General features: G+C 71.1%; 10 protein-coding genes. 8 read left to right on the top strand and 2 right to left on the bottom strand.

From position 1 onward, the window contains the following. Window positions 1-12 precede the first annotated feature (12 nt). Entirely contained in the window at window positions 13-3,975 is a 3,963-nt protein-coding gene (eccCa, locus tag ACZ6X9_RS00050) for a type VII secretion protein EccCa (RefSeq protein WP_469775653.1), read from the bottom strand. 204 nt (window positions 3,976-4,179) lie between these two features. On the opposite strand from eccCa, the gene eccD reads away from it, so the two are divergent. From eccD to ACZ6X9_RS00020, 6 genes are all read left to right on the top strand, one after another. Further along, complete coding sequence (gene eccD / locus ACZ6X9_RS00045) at window positions 4,180-5,649, top strand: type VII secretion integral membrane protein EccD (protein WP_469775652.1); 1,470 nt, start codon at window positions 4,180-4,182, stop codon at window positions 5,647-5,649. A 180-nt stretch (window positions 5,650-5,829) separates the two neighbouring features. Next, window positions 5,830-6,117, top strand: a complete 288-nt coding sequence (rpsO, locus tag ACZ6X9_RS00040) for a 30S ribosomal protein S15 (RefSeq protein WP_185945964.1) — start codon at window positions 5,830-5,832, stop codon at window positions 6,115-6,117. A gap of 292 nt (window positions 6,118-6,409) precedes the next feature. Beyond that, the gene (locus ACZ6X9_RS00035; protein ID WP_469775651.1) at window positions 6,410-8,635 is read left to right on the top strand and encodes a polyribonucleotide nucleotidyltransferase; all 2,226 of its coding nucleotides are present in this window, start codon (window positions 6,410-6,412) and stop codon (window positions 8,633-8,635) included. Beyond that, the gene (locus ACZ6X9_RS00030; RefSeq protein WP_469775650.1) at window positions 8,632-10,011 is read left to right on the top strand and encodes a M16 family metallopeptidase; all 1,380 of its coding nucleotides are present in this window, start codon (window positions 8,632-8,634) and stop codon (window positions 10,009-10,011) included. Before ACZ6X9_RS00035 ends, ACZ6X9_RS00030 begins: the two co-directional genes overlap by 4 nt. Before the next feature lie 70 nt (window positions 10,012-10,081). Continuing rightward, the gene (gene dapB / locus ACZ6X9_RS00025) at window positions 10,082-10,834 is read left to right on the top strand and encodes a 4-hydroxy-tetrahydrodipicolinate reductase (protein WP_469775649.1); all 753 of its coding nucleotides are present in this window, start codon (window positions 10,082-10,084) and stop codon (window positions 10,832-10,834) included. Window positions 10,835-10,840: 6 nt separating this feature from the next. After that, entirely contained in the window at window positions 10,841-11,299 is a 459-nt protein-coding gene (locus tag ACZ6X9_RS00020; protein WP_469775648.1) for a hypothetical protein, read from the top strand. A 67-nt stretch (window positions 11,300-11,366) separates the two neighbouring features. Here the strand turns inward: ACZ6X9_RS00020 and ACZ6X9_RS00015 are convergent, their stop codons facing one another. Next, window positions 11,367-11,603, bottom strand: coding sequence for a hypothetical protein (locus tag ACZ6X9_RS00015; protein WP_469775647.1), 237 nt, complete (start codon window positions 11,601-11,603; stop codon window positions 11,367-11,369). Between the two features lie 436 nt (window positions 11,604-12,039). Between ACZ6X9_RS00015 and dapA the strand changes: the two genes are divergently transcribed. Continuing rightward, window positions 12,040-12,939, top strand: coding sequence for a 4-hydroxy-tetrahydrodipicolinate synthase (gene dapA / locus ACZ6X9_RS00010; RefSeq protein ID WP_469775646.1), 900 nt, complete (start codon window positions 12,040-12,042; stop codon window positions 12,937-12,939). Window positions 12,940-13,144: 205 nt separating this feature from the next. Then, window positions 13,145-14,830 carry a ribonuclease J gene (locus ACZ6X9_RS00005; protein ID WP_469775645.1) on the top strand — a complete coding sequence of 562 codons (1,686 nt, stop codon included), beginning with the start codon at window positions 13,145-13,147 and terminating at the stop codon, window positions 14,828-14,830. The last annotated feature ends 405 nt before the right edge of the window (window positions 14,831-15,235 follow it).

The following is a 15,235-nucleotide window of genomic DNA, read 5'->3' as shown; positions in this document are numbered from 1 at the left end:
CTGCTCCTGCATCTACTCCGCGGCCGCCACCCATCCCGTCTGCACCAGCGAAGCCCCGCCCCGTCGCGATACGAACAGCCCTCGTCCCGGCGGCAGCGGGCGCGGCTTGACGTTGCCGAGGAGTTCGCCCTCGCCCGGGTTGCCGGACAGCAGCACACCCTGGGCGCCCAGCTCCTTGAAGCGCTGGATGAACTGCTCGTACGCCGAGCGGCCGGCGCCCGCGCTGCTGCGGGCCAGGATGATGTTGACGCCGGCGTCGCGCGCGTAGGGGAGGTTGTCGACGAGCTGCGCCATCGGGTTGCCGGAGGACGTGGCGACCAGGTCGTAGTCGTCCACGATGATGAATGCCCGCGGACCCTTCCACCAACTCCTGTCCCGGAGCTGCTGCGGGGTCACGTCCGTGCCCGGGATGCGGCTGCCGATCAGGGTGTTCATGTCGGTGAGGTAGGTGTCGAAGGCGTTCTGGGTGGTGGCGTAGCCCACCAGGTAGGGCTCCGGCACGCACTCCAGCAGGCTGCGCCGGTAGTCCGCGACGAGGAACAGCGCCTCCTCGGGCGTGTACCGCTCGGTGAGCTGCTTGATGAGCAGCCGCAGCAGCGCCGTCTTGCCGGACTCGCTCTCGCCGTACACCGCGAAGAACGGGTCGGTGTCGAAGTTGACGAAGACCGGCGCGAGGTTCATCTCGTCGAGGCCGATGGCGACCCCGCGGCCCGGCTGCGCGTGCCCGTCGGGCAGTTCGCGGGCGGACAGCATCCGCGGCAGCATCCGGACCTGCGGCGCGTGCGGGCCCGGCCAGGCGTCGGCGGACGCCTTGACGAAGTCGGCGGTGGCGTCGGAAAGGTCGTCGCCGCCGCCCGAACCGCCGTCGATACGCGGCAGGCCGGCCAGGAAGTGCAGCTTCTCGGCGGTGATGCCGCGGCCGGGCACGCCCACCGGGACGTTCACCGCGATCTTCCGGTCGAGCTCGGAGTCGAGCGGGTCGCCGAGCCGCAGCTCCAGCCGGCTCAGGAACTGGTCCTTGAGCGCGGCCCGCATCTCCAGGTAGCGGGAGACGGTGACGACGAGGTGGACGCCGAGACCGAGACCGCGCGTGGTGATGTCGGCGATGTACGGCTCCAGCATCTCGTAGTCCGTCTTGAACGTCTGCCAGCCGTCGATGACGAGGAAGACGTCGCCCCACGGCTCGTCGGGCAGCCGTCCGGCGGCGCGCAGCCGGCGGTAGGTGGCGATGGAGTCGATGTTGTTGTCGCGGAAGAACTCCTCCCGCCGGTTGAGGACGCCGGTCACCTCGGCGACCGTGCGGCGGATCTTCTCCGGGTCCAGCCGGGAGGCGACGCCGCCGACGTGCGGCAGTCCCTCGACGGCGCTCAGCCCGCCGCCGCCGAAGTCCAGCCCGTAGAACTGCACCTCGTGCGGGGTGTGGGTGAGCGCGAACCCGGCGATCAGCGTGCGCAGCAGCGTGGACTTGCCGGACCGCGGGCCGCCGACGATCAGCATGTGGCCGGCCGCGCCGGAGAAGTCCCGGACGAGGACGTCACGGCGCTGCTCGAACGGCTTGTCCAGCAGGCCGAGCGGAACCCGCAGGCCGCCGGTCGTCTGCGGGTCCGGGCAGTGCAGCCCGCGCTCGGGGGTGGCGGTGAGCCGGGGGAGGAGCTGGTCCATGGACGGCGCCTTGTTCAGCGGCGGCAGCCACACCTGGTGGGCGGCCGGCCCCTGGCCCTCCAGCCGGCGGACGATGACGTCGAGGACGGTGTCGGCGAGGGCGTCGTCGTCCGGCCGCTGCGGGGCCCAGTCGAAGTCGGGGTCCGGCGCCCGGTAGCGGACCGGCACCGGCGCCGCCGTGAAGAGCACCGGACGGCGGTCGGCGGGCAGCGGGCCGGTCCGGGTCAGGGTGCCGGCGCCGTTGCGGTAGGTGCCCGACACGTAGGCGGCCTTGAACCGCGTCATCTCGTCGGTGCCGAACTTCAGGTAGCCGGAGCCGGGGACGGACGGCAGGTGGTACGCGTCCGGCACGCCCAGCGCGGTACGGGACTCGGCGGCGGAGAAGGTCCGCAGACCGATCCGGTACGACAGGTAGGTGTCCAGGCCGCGCAGCCGGCCCTCCTCCAGCCGCTGCGAGGCCAGCAGCAGGTGCACGCCCAGGGACCGGCCGATACGGCCGATCTGGATGAACATGTCGATGAAGTCGGGCTTCGCGCTGAGCAGCTCGCTGAACTCGTCGATGACCAGCACCAGCGAGGCCAGCGGTTCCAGCGGCGCGCCCGCGGCCCGCGCCTTCTCGTAGTCGTTGAGGTTGGCGTAGTTGCCCGCGGCGCGCAGCAGCTCCTGGCGGCGCTGGAGCTCACCGGTGATGGAGTCGCGCATGCGGTCGACGAGGGTCAGGTCGTCGGCGAGGTTGGTGATGACGGCCGCGACGTGCGGCATGTCGGACATGCCGGAGAACGTCGCGCCGCCCTTGAAGTCGGCGAGGACGAAGTTCAGGTTCTCCGAGGAGTGGGTGACGGCCAGGCCCAGCACCAGCGTCCGCAGCAGCTCCGACTTTCCGGAACCGGTCGCGCCGACGCACAGGCCGTGCGGGCCCATGCCGTCCTCCGCGGCCTCCTTGAGGTCGAGCATGACGGGCGCGCCGTCCTCGCCGACGCCGATCGGCACCCGCAGCCGCTCGGCCCGGGAGCGCGGCCGCCAGGTCGCGGCCGTGTCCACCGAGGCGGCGTCGCCCAGCCCCAGCAGGTCGGTGAACTCCAGGTTGGCCAGCAGCGGTTCCTCGTCCTCCCCGCCGCCGCCCAGACAGAGCGGGGCCATCTGCCGGGCCAGCGCCTCCGCGACCGGCACCGGCAGGTCGTCGGGGACGCCCTGGTAGACGGCGGTCGCCGACTCCAGGCGCAGCGCGCCCGGCCGGACGGTGACGCACAGCCCGCCGCGCGGCTCGTCCTCCTCACCGGGGGCGATCTCCAGGACGGTGACGCCCTGCAGCCCCTCGGGCGAGGCGAGCAGCGACTCCGGCGGCACCGCGCCGCCGTCCAGCACCACCACCACGTGCGGCTGGTCCAGCAGCGGCTGGGCGTCCCGGCTGAACCGGGTGCGCCCCTCCAGCCGCTTGCCCAGCAGCTCCTCGACCTCCGGGAGGTGGTCGCTGAACAGCCGCTTTGTGCCCGCGCCGTCGGCCGTGCCGGGCGCCTGGGTGTGCGGCAGCCACTTGGTCCAGTCCCACTCCGGCGCGGCCTCCCGCTCCGCGACCACCGCGATCACCAGGTCGTCGGGGGAGTGCAGGGCGGCCAGCCCGGCCACCATCGACCGCGCGGCGCCCCGCACGGCGTCCGCCTCGCCGGTGACGACGAGGTGGTAGAAGGCGCGCATCGACACGGCCACCGGCAGCCCGTCCAGCGAGCCGTGCGTCGCCAGGAACTGCTGCATGGCACCGGCCGACAGCGGCTCCAGCTCGTCCACCGGCGCCGTCGTCGGCGCCACCAGCGGCGTCCAGAGCTGCTGCGGACCCAGCCCGATCCGCACCTGCCCGAAGTCCTTGTCGGAGACGCGCCGCTCCCACAGCCGGCTGCGCTCGGCGACCAGCGCCCACAACTGCTCGGGGCCGGGGTGCAGATAGAACTGCGCGTCCCGCTGCGCCCGCGCCGTGCGCCGTACCTTCCGCCGGGTCTGCGCCAGGTACTTGAGGTAGTCGCGACGGCCGTCGACGGCCGCGCCCTGCGAGCCCTTGCGGTAGCGGACGACCTGCGCGATGGCCATCGCGACCGTCGACAGCAGCATCATCACGCCCATGATCTTCATGAACGGCTGGGTGCCGGGCATGAAGAAGAAGACGACCGACGAGCCCATGCCGAGCATGGGCAGCAACTGCATCGCCATGCCCTCCTGCTGCCCGCGGGGCAGTTCGGGAGGGGATTCGAGCTGGAGCTCGTCCGCGTCGGGCTCGGGCGGCATGACCCGGGGCGGACGTTTGACGACGATCTGACTCACCGGCGTATCAATCCCTCGCGTGCGGGCTGGGCGGTTGCGACCGGCGCCCCCCTGGTGGTGGCCTGTCTCCGCGCGACGATGATCCTACGTGCATAACACAGCGGTGGCCCCCGGTATGGTGTCGGCCCGTCAACACGCGGGACCAGCAGCGGGAGACCGCGGGGCCGGCGGGTGGAACAGCAGGCAACGAGGGGGCCCTCCAAGGTGAGTCCGACCACAACGACCGGTTACAGCCGTGTGACGGTCGTCGCGCCCGACAGCCGGATCGACGTCGCCCTCCCCGACGACGTCGCCGTCGCCGATCTCCTCCCGGAGATCCTCCGGCTCACCGGGCACACCGCCGAGGGGACCACTCCGCCCGGCTACCACCTGGTGGGCACCGACGGCACCGTCCTCGAACCGGCGCGTTCGCTCGGCGCCCAGCGCGTGCTCGACGGCGCACTCCTGCGCCTGCGTCCGTTCACCGAGTCGCTGCCGCCCGCCGTCTACGACGACGTGGCCGACGCCGTCGCCTCCGCCGTCGCCCGCGACCGCACCCTGTGGAACGAGCGGCTGCTGCGCGCCTCCGGCCTGGCCGGCGGCTCGCTGCTGCTCGTCCTGCTGGGATTCGTCCTCTGGTTCGCCGACCCCGCGCGGCACGACATGCACAGCCTGCCCGGCATCATCGCCGCCGCGGTCGGCATCCTGCTGACGGCCCTCGCGGGCGCCCGCGCCCGGGTCTACGACGACCGGCCCTCCGCCGTCGCCATGGGCCTCTGCGCCCTGCCGCACCTGATGATCGCCGGATCCGGCCTGATCGCCCTCCGGGACGGCGAGGGCGTCGGCCGCCTCCAGTTCCTGCTCGGCTCCGTCACCGTCCTCGTCGCCTCCGTGGTGCTCGCCGCGGTCATGCCCAGCGGGGACGCCCCCTTCGTCGCCGCCGTCTTCGCCTCGGCCGTCGGCACCCTCGCCACCTTCTGCGCGATCCTGGCCGGTGCGAGCCCCACCGACACCGCCGCCGTCTGCGCCGTCGTCGCGATCGGCGCCCTCGCCTTCCTGCCCGGCCTCTCCGCCCGCGTCGCCCGGCTGCCCATCGGATACGCCGCCCCGCGCTCGGCCGGCGCCGACGGCCCCGACCGCGAGCCGGGCGCCCCGGCCGCCGACCCGGTGGACGCCGACCGGGTCGCCGCCCAGGCCCGCCGCGGCCACGAGATGCTGCTCGGCCTGGTGGGCGGCAGTGCGGCCGTCGTCGTCGGCGCCTGCGCCGTCCTCGGCTTCTCCCACGACATATGGGCGCAGCTCCTGGCCCTCGCCACCGGCGCCGCCATGCTGCTGCGGGCCCGCCTCTTCCGCTACACCGCGCAGGTGGCGTCCGTCCTCACGGCGGGTCTCGCGGGCCTCGGCCTGCTGGTGCTCGGCCTGGCCCTGAACCCGCCCGGCGAAGCGGTCCGCAAGATGCTCCTGGACGGCGACCGCGGCCCGCTCGACGTGCACACCGTGTGGCTGGCGGCGGCCGTCGCCGCCGGGGCCGCGCTGGTCGTCGGCGTGGCGCTGATCGTCCCCAGGAAGGGGCTCTCCCCGTTCTGGGGCCGCCTCTCCGACCTCGCCGAGAGCGCCTTCCTGCTCGCCCTGGTACCCCTGTGCCTCGCGGTGCTCGACGTGTACTCCGCGGCCCGGAGCATGACCAGCGGGTGACGCCCCGGCCGGTGCTGCTGGTACGCTGTGTGACGGCCGTATGTGTACGCGCCTCCGGACCGCCCTCCGCGGCGTCTGGGGACAGCGCCCAGCGGACCCCGCCTCCCGAGTAACGGAAGCTCCCCTGAGACCAAGACCAGGGGCACTCGGTGGCCAAACGAGACTCTGAAGGAGTATCGCGTGTCGCTCGACGCCGCTACGAAGAAGCAGATCATGTCCGAGTTCGCCACCAAGGAGGGCGACACCGGCTCCCCCGAGGTCCAGGTCGCGATGCTGACCCGCCGCATCTCGGACCTCACCGAGCACCTCAAGAAGCACAAGCACGACCACCACTCCCGCCGTGGTCTGCTGCTGCTGGTCGGCCAGCGCCGCCGCCTGCTGCAGTACCTGGCGAAGAAGGACATCACGCGCTTCCGCGCCCTGGTCGAGCGCCTCGGCATCCGCCGCGGTGCCGCCGGCGCCAAGTAAGACGTGACCAAGGGAGCGGTTCCCACTACGGGGGGCCGCTCCCTTTGCGTATCTCGTGGGACGGGGAAGCTTTGTACTCTGGTCCCACAACGGCACAACGCACGGCATAACGAACACGACGCATAGAGGAGGAGCGCGGACTCTCCGCCGGTCCTCGGTAGTGGCCCCCGGAACGGGGAATTCCGGGTGCTTCGATCGAAGACCGGCCCGCACAGAGCACAGCGCGCCCCTCCACCACCGTCCCGCCACACGGGCGCGGACGGCACACGGATCCGACGAGGAGATATCCCTGGTGGAGAACGAGACCCACTACGCCGAGGCCGTCATCGACAACGGCACCTTCGGCACCCGCACCATCCGCTTCGAGACGGGCCGCCTGGCCAAGCAGGCCGCCGGCTCCGCCGTCGCGTACCTGGACGACGACACCATGGTGCTGTCGGCCACCAGCGCCTCCAAGCAGCCCAAGGACCAGCTCGACTTCTTCCCGCTGACGGTGGACGTCGAGGAGCGGATGTACGCCGCCGGCAAGATCCCCGGCAGCTTCTTCCGCCGCGAGGGCCGGCCCTCCGAGGACGCCATCCTCACCTGCCGCCTGATCGACCGCCCGCTGCGCCCCTCCTTCAAGAAGGGCCTGCGCAACGAGATCCAGGTCGTCGCCACGATCATGGCGCTCAACCCCGACCACCTGTACGACGTCGTGGCGATCAACGCCGCGTCCGCGTCCACGCAACTGGCCGGCCTGCCCTTCTCCGGCCCGATCGGCGGCGTCCGCGTCGCGCTGATCAACGGCCAGTGGGTGGCCTTCCCGACGCACACCGAGCTCGAGGACGCCGTCTTCGACATGGTCGTCGCGGGCCGCGCCCTGGAGGACGGCGACGTCGCGATCATGATGGTCGAGGCCGAGGCCACCGAGAAGACCATCCAGTTGGTCGCGGGCGGCGCCGAGGCGCCGACCGAGGAGGTCGTCGCCGCCGGTCTCGAGGCCGCGAAGCCCTTCATCAAGGTGCTCTGCAAGGCCCAGGCCGACCTCGCCGCGAAGGCCGCCAAGCCCGAGGGCGAGTTCCCGATCTTCCTGGACTACCAGGACGACGTCTTCGAGGCGCTCGCCGCCGCCGTCCGCCCCGAGCTCGCCCAGGCGCTCACCATCGCCGGCAAGCAGGACCGCGAGGCCGAGCTGGACCGCGTCAAGGCGCTCGCCGCCGAGAAGCTCCTCCCGGAGTTCGAGGGCCGCGAGAAGGAGATCTCCGCCGCGTACCGCTCGCTCACCAAGCAGTTGGTCCGCGAGCGCGTGATCAAGGAGAAGAAGCGGATCGACGGCCGTGGCATCACGGACATCCGCACCCTGGCCGCCGAGGTCGAGGCCATCCCGCGGGTGCACGGCTCGGCCCTGTTCGAGCGCGGCGAGACCCAGATCCTGGGTGTCACCACGTTGAACATGCTCCGCATGGAGCAGCAGCTCGACACGCTCTCGCCGGTGACGCGCAAGCGCTACATGCACAACTACAACTTCCCGCCGTACTCCGTCGGTGAGACCGGCCGCGTCGGTTCGCCGAAGCGCCGCGAGATCGGCCACGGCGCGCTCGCCGAGCGCGCGATCGTGCCGGTGCTGCCGACGCGCGAGGAGTTCCCCTACGCGATCCGCCAGGTGTCCGAGGCCCTCGGCTCCAACGGCTCGACGTCCATGGGCTCGGTCTGCGCCTCCACCATGTCGCTGCTGAACGCCGGTGTGCCCCTGAAGGCCCCCGTCGCCGGCATCGCCATGGGCCTGATCTCCCAGGAGATCGACGGCAAGACCCACTACGTCGCCCTCACCGACATCCTCGGTGCGGAGGACGCCTTCGGCGACATGGACTTCAAGGTCGCCGGCACCAAGGAGTTCGTGACCGCCCTCCAGCTCGACACCAAGCTGGACGGCATCCCGGCCTCCGTCCTGGCCGCGGCCCTCAAGCAGGCCCGCGACGCCCGCCTGCACATCCTCGACGTGATGATGGAAGCCATCGACACGCCGGACGAGATGTCCCCCAACGCCCCGCGGATCATCACCGTCAAGATCCCGGTGGACAAGATCGGTGAGGTCATCGGCCCCAAGGGCAAGATGATCAACCAGATCCAGGAGGACACCGGCGCCGAGATCACCATCGAGGACGACGGCACCATCTACATCGGTGCCCAGGTCGGCTCGCAGGCCGAGGCCGCCCGCGCCACGATCAACTCGATCGCCAACCCGACCATGCCGGAGGTCGGCGAGCGGTACCTGGGCACGGTCGTCAAGACCACCACCTTCGGTGCCTTCGTCTCCCTCATGCCCGGCAAGGACGGCCTGCTGCACATCTCGCAGATCCGCAAGCTCGCCGGTGGCAAGCGCGTGGAGAACGTCGAGGACGTGCTCGGCGTCGGCGCCAAGGTCCAGGTCGAGATCGCCGAGATCGACCAGCGCGGCAAGCTCTCCCTGATCCCCGTGATCGAGGGCGAGAACGACGACACCGCCGACGAGACCAAGGACGAGTCCGCCAAGTGACGTCCCGTAGTACACGGAAGACGGCCCGCACCTCCTCGGAGGGGCGGGCCGTCGCCCGTACCCAAACGCTTCTCAAGGGCGAGAACGGCATCGGCACGGTCCGCAGGACCACCCTCCCCGGCGGCCTGCGCATCGTCACCGAGACCCTGCCGTCCGTCCGCTCCGCCACTTTCGGCATCTGGGCCAACGTCGGCTCCCGCGACGAGACCCCGACGCTCAACGGCGCCACCCACTACCTGGAGCACCTGCTCTTCAAGGGCACGGCCAAGCGCAGCGCGCTCGACATCTCGGCCGCGATCGACGCGGTCGGCGGCGAGATGAACGCCTTCACGGCCAAGGAGTACACGTGCTACTACGCGCGTGTCCTCGACACCGACCTGCCGCTGGCCATCGACGTCGTCTGCGACATGCTCACCGGGTCCCTGATCGAGGCGGCGGACGTGGACGCCGAGCGCGGGGTGATCCTCGAAGAGATCGCCATGACCGAGGACGACCCCGGCGACTGCGTGCACGACCTGTTCGCGCACACCATGCTGGGCGACACCCCCCTCGGCCGCCCGGTGCTGGGCACCGTCGACACGATCAACGCGCTGGGCCGCGACCAGATCGCGCGCTTCTACAAGAAGCACTACGACCCCACCCGCCTCGTCGTCGCCGCCGCGGGCAACGTCGACCACGCCAAGGTCGTCCGCCAGGTCCGCGCCGCGTTCGACCGGGCCGGCGCGCTGTCCCGCACGGACGCCGAGCCCGTCACGCCGCGCTCCGGCTCCCGCACCATCCGCACCGCGGGCCGCGTGGAGCTGCTGGGCCGCAAGACCGAGCAGGCGCACGTCGTCCTCGGCATGCCCGGCCTGGCCCGCACCGACGAGCGCCGCTGGGCGCTCGGCGTGCTCAACACGGCGCTCGGCGGCGGCATGAGCTCCCGCCTCTTCCAGGAGGTCCGGGAGAAGCGCGGTCTCGCCTACTCGGTCTACTCGTACACGTCCGGCTTCGCCGACTGCGGCCTGTTCGGCGTCTACGCCGGCTGCCGCCCGAGCCAGGTCCACGACGTGCTGCGGATCTGCCGCGACCAGCTCGACCTGGTCGCCTCGGAGGGCCTGTCCGACGAGGAGATCGGCCGCGCGATCGGTCAGCTCGCCGGCTCCACGGTCCTCGGCCTGGAGGACACCGGCGCGCTGATGAACCGCATCGGCAAGAGCGAGCTGTGCTGGGGCGAGCAGATGTCGGTCGACGACATGCTGGCCCGCATCTCGGCCGTCACCCCGGACGAGGTCCGCGCGGTGGCCCGCGACGTACTGGGGCAGCGTCCCTCGCTGTCCGTGATCGGCCCGCTGAAGGACAAGCAGGCCGCGCGCCTGCACGAGGCCGTCGCGTAGGCCGTCCGCAGGCCGTTTCGCAGGGTCACCGCTTGAAGTCCACAGGACACCGCTGAAGGAAGCAGGAACGATGAGCAAGCTGCGCGTGGCGGTCATCGGCGCCCGGGGCCGCATCGGCTCCGAGGCCGTCCGGGCCGTCGAGGCCGCCGACGACATGGAACTGGTGGCCGCGCTGGGCCGGGGCGACGACCTGGAGGCCATGACGGCCGCCGGGGCCCAGGTCGCGGTCGAGCTGACGCACCCCGACTCCGTCATGGACAACCTGGAGTTCTGCGTCCGCAACGGCATCCACGCCGTCGTCGGCACCACCGGCTGGACCGAGGACCGCCTCGCGCGGCTCCGCTCCTGGCTCGACGCCGCCCCGTCGACCGGCGTGCTCATCGCGCCGAACTTCTCCATCGGCGCCGTCCTGACGATGACCTTCGCCCGGCAGGCCGCCCGGTTCTTCGAGTCGGTCGAGGTCGTCGAACTGCACCACCCGAACAAGGCGGACGCCCCCTCCGGCACCGCCACCCGCACCGCGCAGCTCATCGCCGCCGCGCGGCGCGAGGCCGGGTGCCCGCCGCAGCCCGACGCCACCACGACGGCCCTGGACGGCGCGCGCGGCGCCGACGTCGACGGGGTGCCCGTCCACTCCGTCCGGCTGCGCGGCCTGCTGGCCCACCAGGAGGTACTGCTCGGCGACACCGGCGAGACGCTCACCATCCGGCACGACTCGCTGCACCACAGCAGCTTCATGCCGGGCATCCTGCTGGGTGCCCGCCGTGTGCCGCGGACCCCGGGGCTGACCTTCGGCCTCGAACACTTCCTGGACCTGGGCTGATCGACGATGCGCGCGAAGATCGTCTACTGCGGGCTGGCCGCCGTCCTGGTCGTCTACTTCGTCCTGGTCGGCAGCCGCGGCGTCATGCTCGTCCAACAGGGCACCGCGATCACCGTCACCTTCGGCATCGCCGTCCTGATCCTGCCGTTCATCGGCGCCTGGTTCCTCTACCAGACCACCAAGTTCGCACGGGATGCCAACCGGCTGGCGCGTGAACTGGAGGCCGAGGGCGGACTGCCCGTCGACGAGCTGGAGCGGACGCCGAGCGGCCGGGTGAACCGGGACTCGGCGGACGCCGTCTTCGCCCGCCGCCGGGCCGAGACGGAGGCCGCGCCGGACGACTGGCGCAACTGGTTCCGGCTCGCCGTGGCCTACCACGACGCGCGGGACACCCCGCGCGCCCGGAAGGCCATGCAGCGGGCGATCGCGCTGCACGACGGGAAGCCCGTGCGGTCGGCGCGCTGAGCGCACCGCCTTGGCGCGCGAAAGGGCCCGGTCGTCTCCGACCGGGCCCTTTTCGGGTGAACCGCCCTCAGCGGTCGGACGCCTGCGAACTCTGCGAGTGCTGCGTGTTCTGCGAGCTGGTGTCCATCGCGGGCAGGCCGAACAGAAGCGCTCCGACCAGCCCGGCGGCGACCGTCAGCCCCATCAGCACCCGCCCGACGATCTGCGAGCGGCTGGCGCGCTGCGGAGGCGGCGTGATGTTGCTGCGATACCGCTCGGCTTCGGCGACGAAGGCGAACGGTACGGGCTCTCGCCGGCGGAACATGTTGGGCTCTCCTAGGAACCTCGAGGTGGCTGTCACCCGTAAAGACGCTCGAACGCCCCTTTTGGTGCCCGATTTCTGTGACGCCTGTGAAAAATCTCAACCGACCCGCTCATGGGACGAGGGCGGGGACCCACGGGACGGAGTCCGGGAGCCCGGGGGACGGAGGCCGCGCGGGCCGGGGCCGCCGCCACCTCACCTCCGCCGCCGCCTCCGCCTTCGGCGCGGCCGAGCCGTGCCACTCCATGATCCGGGGCGCCCGGGGAGGGGCGGGTTGCCCCCAGGAGGCGGGTTGTCCGTATTGCGACCTTTCGACCTCTTCATTTAGGCTGAATAAACGGACCCGGCACTGTTTGAACCCCCGAGCAGGCAGTGCCGGGATCCATTGCACACTCCCCGAGGGAGTACCTCACGGTGAGCAACGAGTAGCGTGGCCCTCATGGCTCCGATCTCCACACCGCAGACGCCCTTCGGACGGGTCCTGACCGCGATGGTCACCCCCTTCACCTCCGACGGTGCCCTCGACCTCGACGGCGCGCAGCGGCTGGCCGCCCACCTGGTCGACGCCGGCAACGACGGCCTCGTCGTCAACGGCACCACCGGCGAGTCGCCCACCACCAGCGACGCGGAGAAAGCACAGCTCGTACGGGCGGTCGTGGAGGCCGTCGGCGACCGGGCGCACGTCGTGGCCGGAGCCGGTACCAACGACACCCGGCACAGCGTCGAGCTGGCCCGCGCAGCCGAGCGGGCGGGCGCCCACGGCCTACTGGCCGTGACGCCGTACTACAACAAGCCCCCGCAGGAGGGCCTGTACCGTCACTTCACCACGATCGCCGACGCCACCGAGCTCCCGGTGATGCTCTACGACATCCCGGGCCGCAGCGGCACCGCGATCGAGACCGAGACGATGGTCCGGCTCGCCGAGCACCCCCGCATCGTCGCCAACAAGGACGCCAAGGGCGACCTCGGAGCCGCGAGCTGGGCCCTCAGCCGCAGCGGCCTGGCCTGGTACTCCGGCGACGACATGCTGAACCTGCCGCTCCTGTCCGTGGGCGCGGCCGGCTTCGTCTCGGTGGTCGGCCACTTCGTCGCTCCCGAGCTGCGCGCCCTGCTGGAGGCCCACCTCTCCGGTGACGTCACCAAGGCGACGGCGATCCACCAGCGGCTGCTGCCGGTCTTCACCGGCGTCTTCCGGGCCCAGGGTGTGATCACCACCAAGCGGGCGCTGGCCCTCCAGGGCCTGCCGTCCGGGCCGCTGCGACTGCCGCTGGTCGAGCTCGGCCCCGAGCAGACCGAACAGCTCAAGCGCGATCTGGCGGCCGGCGGGGTACAGCTCTGACAGGGGGCGTGCCGACGTCCGCGCCATCGCGCGACGGGCCGCCCACAGACTTCACAACCGAATATCGCTTCACAGATGACGCACAACCGAACAACTGAACAAGCATTCAACAACCGCACACCGGTAACCCATAACTGCAAGTGCACGAATGTCACGCGCGCCATGTGTCCCCGGGACATGTGGCGTGCGTGGTGAGGAGAGTCTTTTGAGTCACCCGCACCCTGAACTCGGTCCCCCGCCGAAGCTGCCCGAGGGCGGCCTGCGCGTCACGCCCCTCGGCGGTCTCGGCGAGATCGGCCGCAACATGACGGTCTTCGAGTACGGCGGCCGTCTGCTGATCGTCGACTGCGGAGTGCTTTTCCCGGAGGAGGAGCAGCCCGGAGTCGATCTGATCCTGCCGGACTTCACGTCCATCCGGGACCGCCTGGACGACATCGACGGCATCGTGCTCACGCACGGCCACGAGGACCACATCGGCGGCGTCCCCTACCTGCTCCGCGAGAAGCCGGACATCCCGCTGATCGGTTCGAAGCTGACCCTCGCGCTGATCGAGGCGAAGCTCCAGGAGCACCGCATCCGCCCGTACACCCTCGAGGTCGTCGAGGGCCACCGCGAGGCCATCGGCCCGTTCGACCTGGAGTTCGTGGCGGTCAACCACTCCATCCCGGACGCGCTGGCGGTCGCCATCCGCACGCCCGCCGGCATGGTGGTGCACACCGGCGACTTCAAGATGGACCAGCTCCCGCTGGACCGCCGCCTCACCGACCTGCCCGCGTTCGCGCGGCTCGGCGAGGAGGGCATCGACCTGCTGCTGGTGGACTCCACCAACGCCGAGGTCCCCGGCTTCGTGCCGCCGGAGCGCGACATCTCCAACGTGCTGCGGACGGTCTTCGCCGGCGCCCAGAAGCGCATCATCGTCGCCAGCTTCGCCAGCCACGTCCACCGTATCCAGCAGATCCTGGACGCGGCCCACGAGTACGGCCGCCGGGTCGCCTTCGTCGGCCGCTCGATGGTCCGCAACATGGGCATCGCCCGTGACCTGGGCTACCTGCGCGTCCCGGCCGGCCTGGTCGTCGACGTCAAGGCGCTGGACGACCTTCCGGACGAGGAGGTCGTGCTCGTCTGCACGGGCTCCCAGGGCGAGCCGATGGCCGCGCTGTCCCGGATGGCCAACCGCGACCACCAGATCCGGATCGTCCAGGGCGACACCGTGATCCTGGCGTCGTCCCTCATCCCGGGCAACGAGAACGCGGTCTACCGCGTGATCAACGGCCTGACCCGGTGGGGGGCCAACGTCGTCCACAAGGGCAACGCCAAGGTCCACGTCTCCGGTCACGCCTCCGCGGGCGAGCTGCTGTACTTCTACAACATCTGCAAGCCGCGGAACCTGATGCCGGTGCACGGCGAGTGGCGCCACCTGCGCGCCAACGCCGAGCTGGGCGCGCTGACCGGTGTGCCGAAGAACCACATCGTCATCGCCGAGGACGGCGTGGTCGTCGACCTGGTCGACGGCGCAGCCAAGATCGTCGGCAAGGTCCAGGCGGGCTACGTGTACGTGGACGGCCTCTCGGTCGGCGACGTCACCGAGTCCTCCCTGAAGGACCGCCGCATCCTGGGCGACGAGGGCATCATCTCGGTCTTCGTGGTCGTCGACTCCACGACCGGCAAGGTCGTCAGCGGTCCGCAGATCCAGGCCCGCGGTTCCGGCATCGACGACGCGTCGTTCAACGCCGTGGTGCCCAAGATCGAGGAATCCATCGCCAAGGCGGCCGCGGACGGCATCGCCGAGCCGCACCAGCTCCAGCAACTGATCCGCCGCGCGGTGGGCCGCTGGGTGTCGGACCAGTACCGCCGGCGCCCGATGATCCTGCCCGTGGTCGTCGAGGTCTGACGCACCTCCGGTTGACGTTCCGTCAGCCACCCGGACGGCCGCGCCCGCCTCGATTTGCATCCGGGCGCGGCCGTCCAGTACGTTTACGGCTCCACCGCGACGGGAACCCTGAAGCGCTTCGGCGTGAGGGCGAGAACGTCAGGCGGTCGGAAAAGCCGACTGAATCGGATCTGATAAAGTCGGCACCGCCGGAAAGCGAAAGCGAGAAGGCGAAACCCCGCTCCAACAGGGGGCCGGAAACGGAATCCGAACCGGAAACGGAACGGAAAACGGATCTGGTAAGGTTGGAAACACCGAAGGGAAGCGCCCGGAGGAAAGCCTGAGAGAGTCTCTCGGGTGAGTACAAAGGAAGCGTCCGTTCCTTGAGAACTCAACAGCGTGCCAAAAGTCAACGCCAGACTATAA

Source organism: Streptomyces sp. NPDC052910, assembly GCF_055585605.1.
The sequence above is the reverse complement of the archived record's forward strand: the minus strand, read 5'-3'. Positions and strand labels throughout refer to the sequence as shown.